Below are 16434 nucleotides of genomic sequence, written 5' to 3' on the forward strand. Positions count from 1 at the left end.
ATGTTTGTCCGAAATGTTTGCCCGAGGATGCCGGGCACACGGATCGCCCTATCGGGCGACCCGTCTTTTTTTTCAAGGAGCTGGATCAGCCCTGCATGATGGCCTTGAACTTCGAGAACCATTCGCTCTCGTTTTCCACCTGCACCTTTGCCGAAATACGGATGAGGTGTTTGAAATCCTCTTCCTTGGTCGGATAGGCCGGATCGTTCACCAGATCGGCGGGCGGGGTCAGGCCCGGCACGACGCCCGGCAGGCCAAGGCCGTCGAGCCAAACCTGCTGCGCATCCTTGGTTAGTGCGAAGTTGATATATTCCTTGGCCCAGTAAAGTTCGTTTTCCGGCAAGCCCTTTGGAATCCAAAGGCCGTCTGTGTCGAACTTCGCGCCCTCTTCCGGAACGGTCCAGTCGATCTTGACGCCGTTCTTCTGGGCTTCGCGCGCATTGGTAGAAATGGTGCAGGCCAGATCGATTTCACCCTTCTGGAACCAGGTGGTGAAATCCGGGTCTTCGCCGAGAAGCGGCTGCTGCTGCTTCACCTTGGTGATGAAATCCCATGCGGGCTGCATATTGCCCGGAATGTCTTCCAGCTTGCCGCCACCGGCAACCTGTGCCGGGAAGTGGAAGCCGATGCCGTCATTATAAAGCGCGATGCGTCCCTTGAACTTCGGATCGAGCAGAGCGTGCCACGACTTCGGCGGGCCATCCGGGAAGGCTTCCGGACGATAGGCCAGCACATAAACATAGCCGTAGGTGTTGACGATCGGATAGCCGTCGAGACCAACCGGCTTGGCAAGATCGGTCGTGTTCTTGAGGTTCGACAGGTCCGACAGGTCTTCCGTCACGCCACGCAATGCCGATTTGGTCGCATTGGTGGTCGTATCCCAGTTGACGTGGATCGGCGGAACACGCTTTTGCGCGACCGCAGCCCAGAGCTTCGGCTGGATTTCGTTGTCTTCCGTCAGGTCGTGACGGATGGAAATGCCGGTCTTGGCGGTAAACGGATCGGATACGCCAGCTTTCAGCGCCTCCACCCAGCTACCACCCCAGGCGCGCACGATCAGTTCCTTCGGCTTTGCCGGTTCTTCAGCGAATGCGCGCGACAGGCCGAGCGATGTCGTGCCGGCAGCGGCCGCAAAAGCGCCTGCGCTCTGCAGGAAGCGGCGGCGGTCGAGTATCAGAAAAGGCTTCTTCAGATTGCTCATTTTGTTTCTCCTCTGGAGTTTCCCCGTAACGTTTCAATTCATGCGGCAAAGACGATGAGATCGCGGGCGTTCCAGCCAAGATGCACGGTTTCACCTTCCGCAAACTGGCTATGGCCGATGGGATCGTGGTCGAAGACGCGCATCAACACATCTCCCAAGGCAGGAACCTGCAATTCATAGACGATGCGTTCGCCTTCAAAAATCGCGTCGGTAACGATGCCTTCAAGCACGGTATCGAGTTCTGCATGTGCCGCGGCGCTGCCGCCGATACGGATCTGTTCGGCGCGGATTGCACACGAGACATTTGCGCCGGAGCCAATCGGTTCGCGCCCCTCGCCTGCCATACCTACCAGAGCTATTCCGGCATCGACCCGCACGAGATTGCCGTCGAGCGAAGACGCCTTGCCGGAAATGAAATTGGTGACGCCGATGAAGTTCGCCACAAAGGCGTTGGACGGGTTGCGATAGGTCTCGGATGGCTGCGCCATCTGCTGGATTTCACCGCCATCCATGACGATGATTTCGTCAGATACGACGAGCGCTTCGCGCTGGTCATGGGTGACATTGATGGTCGTGACGCCGAGTTCTCGCTGGATACGGCGAAATTCGAGCTGCATTTCCTCGCGCAGCTTGCGGTCGAGGGCCGCCAGAGGTTCGTCGAGCAGAAGCAGGTCCGGTTCAAAAACGAGGGCGCGCGCGATGGCCACGCGCTGCTGCTGGCCACCGGAAAGCTCGTGCACACGGCGCCCGCCGAGGCCGTTCAGACGAACGAGGTCGAGATAGCGTTCCACCCGCTCAGGGATCGAGCGCGCATCGAAGCGGCGCATTTTCAGCGGAAACGCGACGTTTTCGGCTGCCGTCATATGAGGGAAAAGTGCGAGCTTCTGGAAAACCATGCCGATGGAGCGCTTGTGCGGCGGCACGGCGCTGACAGCTTCATCGTTGATGAATATTTCACCGATGCTCGGTTTCTGGAAACCGGCGATAAGGCGGAGAAGCGTCGTCTTGCCGGAACCCGACGGCCCGAGAATGGTCAGAAAACGGCCCTTGGCGAGATCGAAAGATGCCGCACGCACGGCATGGAAGCCGTTATAGATCATGCTGACATTGTTGACCGATACGGCAGCCGGTCCGTTGGAGACTTTACGGCCAGTTCCGGTTTCGGTTGTATTCATCGCTGTTTCCCATTTCAGTCAAAGCACCGGAAGATGCTTTATAAAGTTATTTCAATGCTATTTCACGATCTGATGATGTTCTACTTAAGGATATCAGAACCTGAATCAAAAAGCGGCATGTGTGTGCGAAAATGGTGATTTTCGAGTACCGGAGCGGAGCGTACTTGAAGGTACGCGAGCACCGGAACGCAGACAAATTGCCATTTGCAGCCACACAGGGCGACTTTTGGAGCAGGTTCTCAGATGGATGCAAGATAGCCTCCGTCAATCGGGATCACCTGCCCCGTGACATAGGACGATGCGGCGCTTGCCAGAAACACCACGGCACCCGCAACATCTTCCATTGCGCCGAAACGGCCCTGCGGAATCTTGCCCAGCATCGCCTTCTGCCAGTCGTCACTCTCGTAAAACACATCCGTCATGGCAGTGCGGAAATAGCCCGGCGCAATGCCATTGACGCGGATACCGGACGGCGCCCATTCGGTGGCCAAAGCATGGGTCATGCCCATGAGACCGGATTTGGAAGAACCATAAGGAGCGGCGGTTGGCACACCGACATAGGAGGTCAGCGAGCACAGATTGATGATCGCTCCCCCCTTTCCGCTCTCCGTCATATGGCGGGCAGCAGCCTGCGCGCAAAAGAACGCGCCTTTGAGATTGGTCGCCACGATACGGTCCCAGAGCGCCTCGTCCACCTCGAGCGAGGGGCGGATTTCTTCATAGCCTGCATTGTTGACGAGAATATCGAGGCCGCCAAGAGCTTCCGCCGCTTGCGCGACCGCGGCACCACAGGCGGCAACATCGCGCACATCGAGAGAAAGAGTTGCCGAGGTGCGGCCATGGGCGGCGATACGGGATGCCGTTTCGGAGAGGTCGTCGGACTTGCGCGCTGTAATGGCGACATCAGCACCAGCCGAGGCTAGCGCTTCGGCAATGGCCTGTCCCAGTCCCCGGCTTGCACCGGTAACCAGCGCTTTACGCCCGCTTAGGTCGAAAAGCGATAAAACCTGCATCATGTTCCCCTGCGGACCTTTGGCAAAACAATATTGTTGCCCGAACTTCTAACTGTTCCGGGTCGAATGTTTAGCAATTTTTTGTGGTCTCCCCAGCATAGGAACATCTTTTTCATAACTTGTCTATACATATATATACAAAATTGGATTTTAGTCTTAGAACTTCTCTCCCAAAGGCGCGCGACAAGTGACGCGCTGCACCAGAGGAGAACGTGAATGGCGCAGGAAAATGCCCGGTTTGGCGATCTGATTCGACCCGAAATCCGTGGTCTCAGCCCCTATAATGCCGGTCTCACCATTGCCGAGGTGGAGGCGCGCTATCATCCTCCGGCAATCGCAAAACTCGGCTCCAACGAGAACCCGCTTGGACCGTCACCCAAGGTGCAGGCGCTCTTTTCCGGTGCCCATGATCTGCTGCGGCTCTACCCCGACCCGTCGGGACGCGAACTGGCGCAGGAAATTGCGATCGAGTTCGATTGGCCGCAGGACCGCATCATTCTCGGCAACGGATCGGAAGACCTGATCGGCGTAATCTGCCGCACCGTTTTGCGGCCGCGCGACCGGGTGGTCACACTTTACCCGTCCTTTCCGCTGCACGAGGATTATGCGACGACCATGGGGGCAAGTGTCGAACGGGTTGAAGTGACGCCGTCGCTTGAAGTCGACGTTGATGCGCTGGTGGCGGCAGTTGCGACCGCTCCACGTCTCGTGATGTTCGCAAATCCGCTCAATCCGATCGGGAGTTGGCTGACACCGGAGGCTTTGCAGCGCGTTGTCAATGCGGTCTCGCCGGAGACGCTGCTGGTCGTGGACGAAGCTTATGCTGAATATGCAGCCGGCGACGATTATCCGTCTGCCGCTACACTTCTGCGCGACAGCGGCCTTCACTGGGTGGCGCTGCGTACCTTCTCCAAGGCTTATGGGTTGGCCGGTGCGCGGCTCGGGTTCGGGCTCGTCAGCGACCCGGACTTGCGCGGGTTTCTGGACCGCGCCCGCGCGCCTTTCAACGCCAATGGCATTGCGCAGGCTGCGGGGCTGGTTGCGCGCCGGGATAAAGACCATCTCGCAAAGGGTATCGCGCTTGCGCTTAGCGAGCGGGACCGGATGGCCGGTTTCCTGAGCGAGCGACAAATCCGTTTTGCGCCCTCCAAGGGGAATTTTCTGTTCATCGACGTGAAATCGGATTCTGTTGCGTTTGCCGAAAAACTGCTGGAAGACGGCGTCATCGTGAAGCCTTGGAAGCAGCAGGGCTACACGACTTTCATCCGCGTCAGTGTCGGTGCGCCGGAAGAAAATGATCTTTTCATGCGCTCTTTCGAGAAAGCGACAGGACTGGCTTGAGTTTGAAAGCAGGTTTCGGGAGGCTGTCTCCTGATCTCATGCTAGAAAGGTCTCATGAGAGACCTTTTCGACCAGATTGAACCGCATGAAATCCTGGCGCCGGGCGCTGTGCTTCTGCGTGGCTTTGCGCTTCCAAGTGAGGATGCTGTTCTGAAAGCCGTGGCCGATGTTTCTGCCGTGGCCCCCTTTCGTCATATGACCACGCCGGGCGGATATCGCATGTCGGTTGCGATGACGAATTGTGGAGAATTCGGCTGGGTCACGGACCGGACCGGCTATCGCTACAGTACCGACGATCCGGAAACCGGCCTTCTCTGGCCGACGATGCCGGATGCCTTCCGCGCGCTTGCCCAAACTGCTGCCCGTGAAGCCGGTTATCCTGATTTTGAGCCGGATGCCTGTCTCATCAATCGTTATGAACCGGGTGCGAAACTTTCATTGCATCAGGACAAGGACGAACAGGATTTCAACAATCCGATTGTTTCGGTGTCGCTCGGTCTGCCTGCGACTTTCCAGTTCGGCGGGTTGAAGCGAACCGACCCGATTGCGAAATATATCCTGCATCACGGTGACGTGGTTGTGTGGGGCGGACCTTCACGTCTCTTCTATCATGGCATACTCGCCCTGAAGCGCGGCGAGCATGAAAAACTGGGTCCGTTTCGCCTCAATCTGACATTCAGAAAATCGCGCTGACAGTCGCCAAACGCGGTTTTCGGAACGGACAAGCGACAGAAATCGCCTTTTAATTGCGGCGAAGGACCGTTCATTGTGTGGCGATTTTGTGGCAAGTGGAGTTTTAGTTAAACGCCCCGCCGTCGCTTTTACTCTCCGGACGCTCCTTCGCAACCTTATCGCGGTAGCCACTGGCTCGGTAGGCGGCAATCGGTTCGATGGCCCCGCCGGTGCGGCGACGTGCTTCCGCGAGGATCGGTTCGACATCGGTTCTATAGGCGCGTTTCAGGGTATCGGATGCCATCAGCGCATCGTTTTCCTGCTGATAGGTTTCCAGTGCCTCACGATCCACCAGAAGCGCCTGCGCATAGGCACGGCGGATTTCATTGGCGGATGAGATCAGGCTTTCCAGCGGATCGGTCACATTGTGCGACTGGTCGATCATATGGGCCGGATGAAAATCCTTCACACCGCGATAATCGGCATCCACCAACTCATTGAAAACAAGGAATAATCGATACGGATCGATAGAACCGGCATCGAGATCGTCGTCGCCATACTTGCTGTCGTTGAAATGGAAACCGCCGAGTTTCCCGAACTGAATCAGCCGCGCAACGATCATTTCGATATTGGTGTTGGGCGCATGGTGGCCAAGATCGACCAGACATTGCGCCTTTGGCCCTAGCGTCGAGGCGATGAGGTAATTGGTGCCCCAATCCTGCACCACCGTCGAATAGAAGGCCGGTTCATACATCTTGTGTTCGGAGAACAGGCGCCAGTCGTCGGGTAGTGCGTGATAGATTTCACCCATGGAAGCCAGATAGCGCTCAAAGGCGCGAGTGAAATTCTGCTGGCCCGGAAAGTTGGAGCCATCGCTCAACCAGACGGTCAAGGCTTTGGAACCTATGGCTTTTCCGATTTCGATACATTCGATATTGTGCTCTACGGCTTGCGCCCGTACTGCCGGATCGACATGGGTAAGCGACCCGAATTTGTAGGAAAGCTTCTGGTCTGCGCCGTCGGCAAATGTATTGGAGTTCATGGCGTCGAAGCCGAGACCAAGCGCTTCGGCATGGGCTTTGAGCTTCTCCGGATCGGCCTTGTCCCATGGAATATGCAGGGAAACATTCGGTGTGGCACGGCAAAGCTCGTTGATGACGGCGCAATCGTCCAGCTTGTCGAAAATGCCGCGCGGCTCGCCGCCGCCCGGAAAACGCCCGAAGCGGGTGCCGCCTGTGCCTGTGCCCCAGGATGGCACGGCCACGTAATATGCCGCCACCTTGTCTGTAATCGTGTCGATCTCGATGCCACGGCGCAAAAGCTGTTCGCCGAGCGCCTGATAATCGCTCTTCAATGATTTCTCAAAACCGGAATTATGCTCGGCGATGAAATCTGCCGCAATGCGTTGCTCGGACATGGTTCCTCCCAGAATGTCCAGATTATATGGTCAGCGCGGAAAGCTCTGCTGGTTTCCGGCGTCGACATTGATGATGTTGCCAGTCGATTTTGCCGAAGTATCGCTTGCAAGAAAGTAGATGGCTTCAGCAATGTCTTCGGGGAAGACATTCAGCTTCAGCATGGAGCGCTTGCGATAATGTTCCTCAAGCTCGGAAACATCAATCTTGGAGGATGCGGCACGCTGTTCGCGCCACTCGCCGTCCCATATCTTGGAGCCGCGCAGAACCGCATCCGGGTTGACCACATTGACGCGGATTCCGGCATCTGCACCTTCCAGCGCCAGACAACGCGCCAGATGGATTTCTGCGGCCTTTGCAGCGCAATAGGCCGAAGCATTGGGCGAAGCCGCAAGACCATTCTTGGAAGCAACGAACACCACATTGCCGCCGATCTTCTGGCGGCGGAACAAGCGAAACGCCTCCCGCGAAACGAGGAAGTAACCGGTCGCCAGAATGTCGATATTGCGGTTCCACATGGAAAGTTCGGTGGCTTCTACCGGCGCGGATGATGCAATACCAGCGTTGGAAACCAGAATGTCGATGCCACCCAGCTCGATGCTGGCTTCGACAAACGCACTCGCGACGCCTTTTTCGTCGGTGACGTTTAGTTCGACGCTGCGCACCTGATCGGCACCAAAGCGCTTTACGAGATTTTCGTGAGCGGTTTTGAGCGATCCTGCATCGATATCCGCCAGAACCACGCAAGCACCCTCGCCTGCCAGCCGTTCCGCTGTGGCAAAGCCGATGCCGCCAGCGCCGCCGGTAATGAATGCAATGCGCCCGGCGAGGCTTTTCGGCTTCGGCATACGCTGCAGCTTGGCTTCCTCAAGCAGCCAATACTCGATATCGAAGGCTTCCTGTTCAGGCAGGCCCTGATATTCAGATACGCCGGATGCACCGCGCATCACATTGATCGCATTGACATAGAACTCTCCGGCAATGCGCGCCGTCGCCTTGTCGCGCGCGAAGGACAGCATGCCAACGCCGGGGATCAGGAAAATCACCGGATTGGGATCGCGCATTTTGGGCGAATTGTCGTGCTTGCAGGTCTCGTAATAGCGCTGGTAATCGGCGCGATAGGCTTCAAGCGCATCCTCAAGCCTGGCAACGATGGCGTCCACATCCGGCTTGGCCGGATCGAAATTGACGACAAGCGGGCGGATTTTGGTGCGCAGGAAATGATCCGGGCAGGACGTGCCAAGCGCTGCCAGCGGGCGCAGATCGTTTGAATTTACAAATTCCAGCACGGCATCCTGATCGTCGAAGTGACCAAGCTTGCGCTCGTCCTTACCGATAAGTCCGCGAATTTCCGGCATCAGCCGTGCTGCAATGGCGCGGCGCTCGGAACCTGGGAGGCTCTGCGTGACAGCACCGCCGAAAGCGGGCTTGCCTGCCGTCTTTTGATCCAGCCATTCAATGGCCTTGTTGATGATGGCAAGCGTGGTTTCATAACAGGCTTTAGCATCATCGGCCCAAGTGAAAAGTCCATGACTTTCAAGGATAACGCCCTTAGCGTTGGGATTTGACTTCACGAAGGCTTCAAGGTCGAGGCCAAGCTGGAAACCGGGACGACGCCATGGTAGCCAGCCGATTTCGCCGCCGAAAATCTCGGCAGTCAGTTCACGAGAGTTCTTGGATGCAGCGATTGCTATGATCGCATCGGGATGCATGTGATCCACATGCTTGAAGGCGACAAATCCGTGCAATGGCGTATCGATGGAAGCGGCGCGCGGATTGAGGTTGAAGGTGCAGTGCGGCAGGAAACCGACCATGCGGTCCTCGTCCTCGACGCCCTTATAGATGCCCTTCAGCGCATCGAGCTTATCCTGATATAGCGTGGCGAAACCATCAAGCTTGATGGTGCCGACATCGCCGCCCGAACCCTTGACCCAGAGAACCTGAACCTTTTCGCCGGTCAGCGGATCAATTTCCTCGACTTTCGCAGACGTGTTGCCGCCGCCGTAATTGGTGATGCGCTTGTCGGAACCGAGCAGATTGGAGCGATAAAGCAGCTTGCCCGGCTCATCCATCGTTGCCGCTCTGGCATCATCCCACCGGTTTTCGAGAAGCCTGCTCTGGGCCACCATGTCATCCTCCCAATTCTGTTATGGTGAATCGCAAGCCGCCTGTACGTCTGCATGTCCGTCCGCATGCATGTCCAATGTGCCAGCGATCATGTTGCGGCAGATATGACGTATCAAACGAATTGCTGTCAATCATAAACGATCATAATCAATCATTATTGTGACTATTGTGCCCCATTGTGATTGTTTGTGATTGACATGCGCGACATTTATGCCCGATACAAAGACAAGGAGGAGCCATGCACGAAAGAGAGCGCCACCGCATCATCCTGAGTGCTGTTCAGGAAAAGCCGGTGATTACCATTCAGGATCTGGTGGAATTGACGGAGGCGTCGGAAGCGACCCTTCGCCGGGATATTGCTTCGCTCCATATGCAGGGCCGTATCAAGCGTGTGCGTGGTGGAGCAGAGGCTATTCATCCGCCGCAGTTCGGAAATCTCGCAGGCCGTCCTTTCAAGGTTTCGGAGACCGAAAACACGGACCGCAAACGTGCAATCGCTCGCGAAGCCGTGGCGCTTTGCGAGGAAGGCGACAGCATCATCATCAATGGCGGGTCCACGACTTTCCAGATGGTGCATTATCTTGCTCCGCGCCGCCTGCAGGTGCTGACCAATTCGTTTGCTATCGCCGAACATCTGCTACGCCAGTCGAAAAGCACGGTGATCGTGCCCGGCGGTGCGATCTATCGCGACCAGAGCCTTATCCTGTCGCCTTTCGACAATGACGTTATTCGTAATTTCTACGGACGGCGCATGTTCATGGGCTGTCAGGGGATCAGTCCGCTCGGCGTCATGGAATCCGATGCGCTGATCATCCAGAGCGAGCAGAAACTGATGGGCCAGGCGGACGAACTTGTCCTGATGGTTGATTCAACGAAATTCACACGCCGCTCCAGCCTCATCCTTTGCCCTCTCGACCGGGTCAGCACACTGATCACCGATGACGGCATTTCGGACGACGCGCGGCGCATGGTGGAAAATGCGGGCATCCGGCTCATCGTGGCGCAGGTCTCCGCAAATGCCGGCAAGGGCGACCCACGGGAGGATTCCGCCGAGGTGGCCTGAGCCGGAAAAAGCGAAACATATGTCTTTATACTGGGAGGAATGAGACATGAAACTTTTCAAGAAACTGGCACTAGGAACTGCGCTGGCTGTTGCCTTCATGGCCACTCATGCGCAGGCCGCCGACATGAAGATCGGACTTGTCGCGAAGTCGCTCGGTAACGGCTTCTTCGAAGCCGCTAACAAAGGCGCGCAGGAAGCGGCCAAGGAACTGGGCGGCGTCGAGGTCATCTATACTGGCCCGACCACCACGACGGCAGAGGGCCAGATCGAGGTCATCAATTCCCTGATCGCGCAGGGTGTGGACGCCATCGCCATTTCGGCCAACGATCCGGATGCTGTCGTCCCTGCCCTGAAGAAAGCTGCACAGCGCGGCATCAAGGTGATCTCGTGGGATTCGGGCGTCGCGCCTGAAGGCCGTATCGTCCACCTCAACCCGTCTTCCAACGAACTGATCGGCAAGATGTGCCTCAAGCTTGCAGCCGATCACCTGCCGGACGGCAAGGGCGATTTCGCGATCCTGTCTGCCACCACCACCTCGACCAACCAGAACATCTGGATTGGCGAGATGAAGAAGCAACTCAAGGACTTCCCCGGCCTCAATCTGGTGACCACCGTTTATGGTGACGACCTGGCCGATAAGAGCTACCGTGAAGCGCAAGGCCTGCTGACGTCAAATCCAAATGTGAAGGTCATCGTGGCCCCCACCACCGTTGGCGTTCTCGCTGCCTCGCAGGCCGTGAAGGATGCGGGCAAGATCGGCGATGTCTATGTGACCGGGCTTGGCCTTCCGTCCGAAATGGCCGGCGCCATCAAGTCGGGTGCAACCAAGGAATTCGCCATCTGGAACCCGATCGACCTTGGCTATTCGGCCACGCAGATCGCCTATCACCTCGTAAAGGGTGATGCCGATGGCAAGCCGGGCTCGGAAATTGAAGCCGGACGCATGGGCAAGATCAAAATCGGCGAAAACGGCGAAGCCGCAATGAGCGATCCTTTCGTCTATGACGCGTCGAATATCGACGAGTTCTCCAAGGTCTTCTGATCGGAAAGCGCATCCCGAAAAGTGGAAACCGGTTTTCGGAAAAGATGCGCGTACAAAAAAAGCGGCATTGGATATGCAAGCCCAATGCCGCCTATCGTTTTCCAAACCCGATTTCAGGTATCTGCGATGAATGCAGCCTTTCAATCCAGCGGCCCATCCGGCGGAGAGCGGACGCTTTCCACCACGGATCAGCCCATTCTGGAAATGCGCGGCATAGCCAAGACGTTTCCGGGCGTGCGTGCGCTCGATGACGTGAACATCGCGCTTTATCCCGGCAAGGTGACGGCGCTGATCGGAGAGAATGGCGCTGGCAAATCCACGCTTGTGAAAATCCTGACCGGCATCTATCAGCCCGACGAAGGCGAAATCTTCATCGGCGGCAAGCCGGTACATTTCGCAACCGCACAGGATGCGACCGACCACGGCGTGACGGCCATTCATCAGGAAACTGTGCTTTTCGACGAATTGTCGGTGGGCGAAAACATCTATCTCGGCCATGCGCCGCGTACCAAATTCGGCTTCGTCAACTGGAAGGCCGTCTATGCCCGCTCGCAGGCGTTGCTGTCCTCGCTGGAAACGACGGTCGATGCCCGCATCAAGCTGAAGGAACTGTCCATCGCCCAGCGCCATCTGGTCGCCATTGCCCGCGCGCTGTCGGTGGATTCGCGCATCGTCATCATGGACGAGCCGACCGCAGCCTTGTCGCGCAAGGAAGTGGACGATCTGTTCCGCATCGTGGCGCGGCTGAAGGCACAGGGCAAAGCCATCCTGTTCATCAGCCACAAATTCGATGAAGTATATGAAATCGCCGACAATTACGCGGTTTTCCGCGACGGGCACGCCGTCGGCCACGGCACGCTTGCCGATACGCGGCAGAATGAGATTGTCCGCATGATGGTCGGGCGATCCGTGGATCAGGCCTTTCCCAAGCAGGATGTCGCCATCGGCAAACCGGTGCTGAAGGTTGAAAACTATTCGCATCCAACCGAATTTCGCGACATTTCCTTTGAGCTGCGCAAGGGCGAAATTTTGGGCATTTACGGCCTTGTGGGTGCCGGTCGCTCGGAATTCGCACAATCGCTGTTCGGCATCACCAAACCATCCCGTGGCCGCGTGACGCTCGAAAATCGCGAGATCAGCATTCGTCGCCCCGGCGATGCAGTGGCGCATGGGATCGTCTATGTGCCGGAAGAGCGCGGACGCCACGGCGCGGTGCTGCAACTGCCGATCTTTCAGAATGTTTCGCTGCCATCGCTCGCCCGCACCTCGCGCAATGGTTTTCTGCGCATGGCGGAAGAACTGGCGCTGGCGCGAAAATATGCCGAGCGTTTCGACCTGCGCGCAGCAGCGCTTTCGGTCCCTGTCGGAACCCTTTCCGGCGGCAACCAGCAGAAGGTCGTCATCGGCAAGTGGCTCGCGACCAATCCGAAGGTCATCATTCTCGATGAGCCGACCAAAGGCATCGATATCGGTTCCAAGGCAGCGGTTCACGCCTTTATCAGCGAATTGGCCGCCGAGGGGCTGAGCATCATCATGATCTCGTCGGAACTGCCGGAAATCATCGGCATGTCGGACCGTGTGATGGTCATGCGCGAAGGGCTGATGGAAGGCATCTTTGAGCGCGCCAGCCTCGACGCGGAAGTGCTGGTGCGCGCCGCCACCGGAAACACGGAGTAGACGATGAAACAGTTGCTCAAGCAGCGCGAACTCCTGCTTCTTGTCATCATCGCTATTCTGGTGGGGCTGTTCGCAAGCCGCGCTCCGGGTTTTGCCAGCGCGCATAATCTGGCGAATATTTTCAACGATACGTCCATCCTCATCATTGTCGCGCTTGGACAGATGGCGGTGATCCTGACCAAGTCTATTGATCTGTCGGTCGCCGCCAACCTCGCCTTTACCGGCATGGCCGTGGCGATGCTGAATGCGACCTATCCGGGCCTGCCGCTCGTGTTTCTCATTGTGCTGGCAATTGGCATCGGCGCGGTTCTGGGCGCCATCAATGGCATCCTGGTCTGGAAGCTCAACATTCCGGCGATTGTCGTGACACTTGGCACGCTCACCATCTATCGCGGTATGGCCTTTGTGCTTTCCGGCGGCGCATGGGTGAATGCGCATCAGATGACTGCGCCGTTTCTCAACACGCCGCGCACGCCCTTTCTTGGCCTGCCGCTCCTCGGCTGGACAGCAATCCTGATCGTCGCGCTCGTCTATGTGCTGCTGACGCGGACATTCTTCGGTCGCGCCCTTTATGCCTCCGGCGGTAATCCGACCGCAGCCGTCTATACCGGGATCGACGTCGGCCGCACGCGCTTCTTCGCCTTCGTGCTGTCGGGTGCGCTCGCCGGGCTTTGCGGCTATCTCTGGGTGTCACGCTATGCCGTCGCCTATGTGGATGTTGCAGCCGGATTCGAACTCGACAGCGTTGCGGCTTGCGTCATTGGCGGCATCTCGACACTTGGCGGGATAGGCTCTGTTGCCGGTGCGGTTCTTGGCGCCCTGTTCCTCGGTGTCATCAAGAACGCCCTCCCCGTCATTGACATATCGCCCTTCTGGCAGATGGCGATTTCCGGCTCCGTTATCATCTTGGCCGTGATCTTCAATGCACGACAGGAAAAGCGGCGCGGACGCATCATCCTGCGCGACAAGGCTGCAAAAACTTACGAGGAGGTTGCGGCATGAATAATGAACAGCGCCGTCATATCCCCGACCGGCTCGGAACGCCATTCTCCCGCATCTTCGCAAGCTGGGAAATGCTTTTGCTTGGCGTGGCAATTGCGATCTTCATCGCGAATTCCTTTGCCTCACCCTACTTCCTCAATGCCTGGAACCTGTCGGATGCCACGTTCAATTTCACCGAAAAGGCATTGATCGCCTTTGCGATGACGCTTCTCATTATTTCCGGCGAAATCGATCTTTCGGTCGCCGCGATCATTGCGCTCGCCTCGACGGCGATGGGGGCAGCGGCGCAGGCAGGTGTCGGCACATCCGGCCTCGTGATGATCGGCATCGGCACCGGTCTTGTCTGTGGCGCGATCAATGGCGGACTGGTGGCCGGGCTGAAACTGCCATCCATCGTCGTGACCATCGGCACGATGAGCCTTTTCCGCGGCATTTCCTATATCGTGCTGGGTGATCAGGCCTTTGGTGGCTACCCGGCAAGCTTTGCCTATTTCGGACAGGGCTATGTGTTCTGGGTGATCTCTTTCGAATTCGCACTGTTCGTTCTGTTTGCCGTGCTGTTCGGCGTGCTGCTGCATGCGACCAGCTTCGGACGCCGCATCTATGCCATCGGCAACAATGAATTCGCCGCCCGCTTCTCCGGCATTCCGGTCGAGAAAACCAAATTCGTGCTCTTCTTATTGACCGGCGTGATGAGCGGTATCGCCGCCGTCTGCCTCACCTCGCGCCTCGGCTCGACACGCCCATCCATTGCACAAGGCTGGGAACTGGAAATCGTCACCATGGTCGTGCTGGGCGGCGTGTCGATCCTTGGCGGCTCGGGCACAATTGTCGGCGTGGTGATTGCCGCTTTCGTGATGGGTCTCGTGACCTTCGGGCTTGGGCTTCTCAATGTGCCGGGCATCGTCATGTCGATCTTCATCGGCCTCCTGCTGATCGTCACCATTTCACTGCCGATCCTCATCCGGCAGTTCAAAACGAGGCGTGCAGCATGACTGGCGAACGCTATGCATTTCGCATGAAGCTCAATCCTGGCATGGAAGCGGAATACCGCCGCCGGCATGACGAGATATGGCCGGAACTGGTGGACCTTCTGCACGAGGCAGGCGTGTCGGATTACGCGATCTATCTCGATGAAGAGACCAATATCCTGTTCGGCGTACTGATACGTAAGCCCAATCACGGCATGGCCGCCCTGCCTGATCATCCGGTGATGAAAAAGTGGTGGGCGCATATGGCGGATATCATGGCAACGAATGCCGATAATTCGCCGGTTTCCGTGGACCTCAAGCCAGTGTTTCACATGCCATGAAGCGCATTGCCATTCTGGATATAGGCAAAACAAACGCTAAAGTCGTTGTGCTTGATGCGGCAAGCGGCGAAGAAATCGTCGCAAACCGCATCTCCAATACGGTGCTGTGCGATGGCCCCTATCCACATTATGACATCGAGGCTCTGTGGCGCTTTTTCATGAAAAGCCTTGCCGCTTTTGTCAAAGAGCCGGGCTTCGACGCCATTTCCATCACCACGCATGGCGCGGCGGCGGTTCTCGTCGCGAAGGACGGCACGTTGGCCATGCCTGTTCTCGACTATGAACTCGACTATCCGGCTGAAATCCGCGCGGCCTATGCGGCCATAAAGCCGGACTTCAAAGATACATTCTCGCCACCGCTGTCGCTCGGCCTTAATCTCGGTGCGCAGCTTCATTATCTGAAGACGGTATTTCCCGCCGATTTTGCGCGGGCGCATTTCATATTCACCTATCCACAATATTGGGCCTGGCGCCTGACTGGCATTGCCGCTTCGGAAGTGACATCGCTCGGCTGTCATACGGATCTGTGGTTGCCGAAGGCATCCGCCTTCTCACCTCTTGTCGACCGGCTGGGCATCCGTGCAAAACTCCCGCCACTTCGCTCTGCCTTCGATGCGTTGGGCGAAGTTTTGCCCGAGATTGCAACAGAGGTCGGCCTTTGCAAAGCCGTGCCGGTTCATTGCGGCATTCACGATTCCAATGCATCGCTGCTCGCGCATCTGATGGATCGGGAGGGCCCGTTCTCGGTCGTCTCGACCGGGACGTGGGTGGTCAGTTTCGCTGTTGGCGGTAATTTAGACGGGCTTGACCCGAAACGCGACACGCTTGCCAATGTCGATGCCTATGGCCGTGCTGTTCCATCCGCCCGTTACATGGGCGGGCGCGAATTCGATATCATGACGGAAGGACTGACCTTCCCCCCGGTCATCAACCAGTCCGATATTGCAGCAAAGGTTCTGGCGCAGCACATCATGGCGCTGCCGTCAGCCGTGCCCGGTTGCGGTCCCTATCCGAGGTCCAATCTTCGCTGGATCAATGCTGACATGGCCAGCGAGGCAGAGCGCTATGTAGCCGCCTGCATCTATGCGGCGCTGATGACGGAAACCTGTCTCCACCTGCTGGGTGCCGATGGACCGGTTATCGTCGAAGGGCCGTTTGCCGGAAACCCGGTCTATCTTGAAGCGCTGGCGAATTTTACGGGACGAGACGTCGAAGCTGTATCAGGATCGACCGGCACGTCGCTTGGTGCCGGATTGCTCGCAGGTGCAACGGTTCCGGAGAAACACGGCAGGATTTTCAGACCGGGCGATGAAGTCTACGCTGCTTACCGAAAGCAATGGATTAGGAATACGGCATAAATTACTGAAACAATATATAATATGCCCGGAAATAAA

General features: G+C 57.3%; 14 protein-coding genes. 9 read left to right on the plus strand and 5 right to left on the minus strand.

Going from position 1 to position 16434, the window contains the following annotated elements; all coding sequences use genetic code 11:
• Positions 1 to 85: 85 nt before the first annotated feature.
• The 3 genes from ABDF71_RS14840 to ABDF71_RS14850 form a co-directional block, all read right to left on the minus strand.
• The gene (locus ABDF71_RS14840; protein WP_151663813.1) at positions 86 to 1201 is read right to left on the minus strand and encodes an ABC transporter substrate-binding protein; all 1116 of its coding nucleotides are present in this window, start codon (positions 1199 to 1201) and stop codon (positions 86 to 88) included.
• A gap of 38 nt (positions 1202 to 1239) precedes the next feature.
• Positions 1240 to 2376, minus strand: a complete 1137-nt coding sequence (locus tag ABDF71_RS14845) for an ABC transporter ATP-binding protein (protein ID WP_029927431.1) — start codon at positions 2374 to 2376, stop codon at positions 1240 to 1242.
• Between the two features lie 239 nt (positions 2377 to 2615).
• Positions 2616 to 3389 (minus strand): SDR family NAD(P)-dependent oxidoreductase, encoded by a 774-nt coding sequence (locus ABDF71_RS14850; protein ID WP_151663866.1) that lies wholly within the window; start codon positions 3387 to 3389, stop codon positions 2616 to 2618.
• Positions 3390 to 3605: 216 nt separating this feature from the next.
• Between ABDF71_RS14850 and ABDF71_RS14855 the strand changes: the two genes are divergently transcribed.
• Together ABDF71_RS14855 and alkB are read left to right on the plus strand one after the other, a co-directional pair.
• The gene (locus ABDF71_RS14855) at positions 3606 to 4730 is read left to right on the plus strand and encodes a histidinol-phosphate transaminase (protein WP_151663814.1); all 1125 of its coding nucleotides are present in this window, start codon (positions 3606 to 3608) and stop codon (positions 4728 to 4730) included.
• Between the two features lie 54 nt (positions 4731 to 4784).
• Positions 4785 to 5423: a DNA oxidative demethylase AlkB gene (gene alkB / locus ABDF71_RS14860; RefSeq protein ID WP_151663815.1), complete on the plus strand. Its 639-nt coding sequence runs from the start codon at positions 4785 to 4787 to the stop codon at positions 5421 to 5423.
• A gap of 103 nt (positions 5424 to 5526) precedes the next feature.
• Here alkB and rhaI read toward each other — a convergent pair whose 3' ends face one another.
• Together rhaI and ABDF71_RS14870 are read right to left on the minus strand one after the other, a co-directional pair.
• Positions 5527 to 6819: an L-rhamnose catabolism isomerase gene (gene rhaI, locus ABDF71_RS14865; RefSeq protein WP_151663816.1), complete on the minus strand. Its 1293-nt coding sequence runs from the start codon at positions 6817 to 6819 to the stop codon at positions 5527 to 5529.
• A gap of 30 nt (positions 6820 to 6849) precedes the next feature.
• Positions 6850 to 8946, minus strand: coding sequence for a bifunctional rhamnulose-1-phosphate aldolase/short-chain dehydrogenase (locus tag ABDF71_RS14870; protein ID WP_258124355.1), 2097 nt, complete (start codon positions 8944 to 8946; stop codon positions 6850 to 6852).
• A 236-nt stretch (positions 8947 to 9182) separates the two neighbouring features.
• Here ABDF71_RS14870 and ABDF71_RS14875 point away from each other — a divergent pair, with 236 nt between their 5' ends.
• The 7 genes from ABDF71_RS14875 to ABDF71_RS14905 all read left to right on the plus strand — a co-directional run bounded on the left by ABDF71_RS14875 (position 9183) and on the right by ABDF71_RS14905 (position 16398).
• Positions 9183 to 10007, plus strand: coding sequence for a DeoR/GlpR family DNA-binding transcription regulator (locus ABDF71_RS14875; protein ID WP_010658769.1), 825 nt, complete (start codon positions 9183 to 9185; stop codon positions 10005 to 10007).
• Positions 10008 to 10053: 46 nt separating this feature from the next.
• Positions 10054 to 11049: a rhamnose ABC transporter substrate-binding protein gene (rhaS, locus tag ABDF71_RS14880; protein ID WP_010658768.1), complete on the plus strand. Its 996-nt coding sequence runs from the start codon at positions 10054 to 10056 to the stop codon at positions 11047 to 11049.
• A gap of 126 nt (positions 11050 to 11175) precedes the next feature.
• Positions 11176 to 12726, plus strand: a complete 1551-nt coding sequence (locus ABDF71_RS14885; protein ID WP_373418746.1) for a sugar ABC transporter ATP-binding protein — start codon at positions 11176 to 11178, stop codon at positions 12724 to 12726.
• Between the two features lie 3 nt (positions 12727 to 12729).
• Positions 12730 to 13728, plus strand: a complete 999-nt coding sequence (locus ABDF71_RS14890) for an ABC transporter permease (RefSeq protein WP_010658766.1) — start codon at positions 12730 to 12732, stop codon at positions 13726 to 13728.
• On the plus strand, positions 13725 to 14723 hold the full coding sequence (locus ABDF71_RS14895; protein ID WP_151663821.1) for an ABC transporter permease: 999 nt from the start codon (positions 13725 to 13727) through the stop codon (positions 14721 to 14723). Before ABDF71_RS14890 ends, ABDF71_RS14895 begins: the two co-directional genes overlap by 4 nt.
• Positions 14720 to 15040 (plus strand): L-rhamnose mutarotase, encoded by a 321-nt coding sequence (rhaM, locus tag ABDF71_RS14900; protein ID WP_010658764.1) that lies wholly within the window; start codon positions 14720 to 14722, stop codon positions 15038 to 15040. Before ABDF71_RS14895 ends, rhaM begins: the two co-directional genes overlap by 4 nt.
• On the plus strand, positions 15037 to 16398 hold the full coding sequence (locus tag ABDF71_RS14905; RefSeq protein ID WP_258124357.1) for an FGGY-family carbohydrate kinase: 1362 nt from the start codon (positions 15037 to 15039) through the stop codon (positions 16396 to 16398). The genes rhaM and ABDF71_RS14905 overlap by 4 nt, the downstream gene beginning before the upstream one ends.
• The last annotated feature ends 36 nt before the right edge of the window (positions 16399 to 16434 follow it).

Source organism: Ochrobactrum sp. WV_118_8 (assembly GCF_039631535.1).
Classification (GTDB): domain Bacteria; phylum Pseudomonadota; class Alphaproteobacteria; order Rhizobiales; family Rhizobiaceae; genus Brucella; species Brucella anthropi.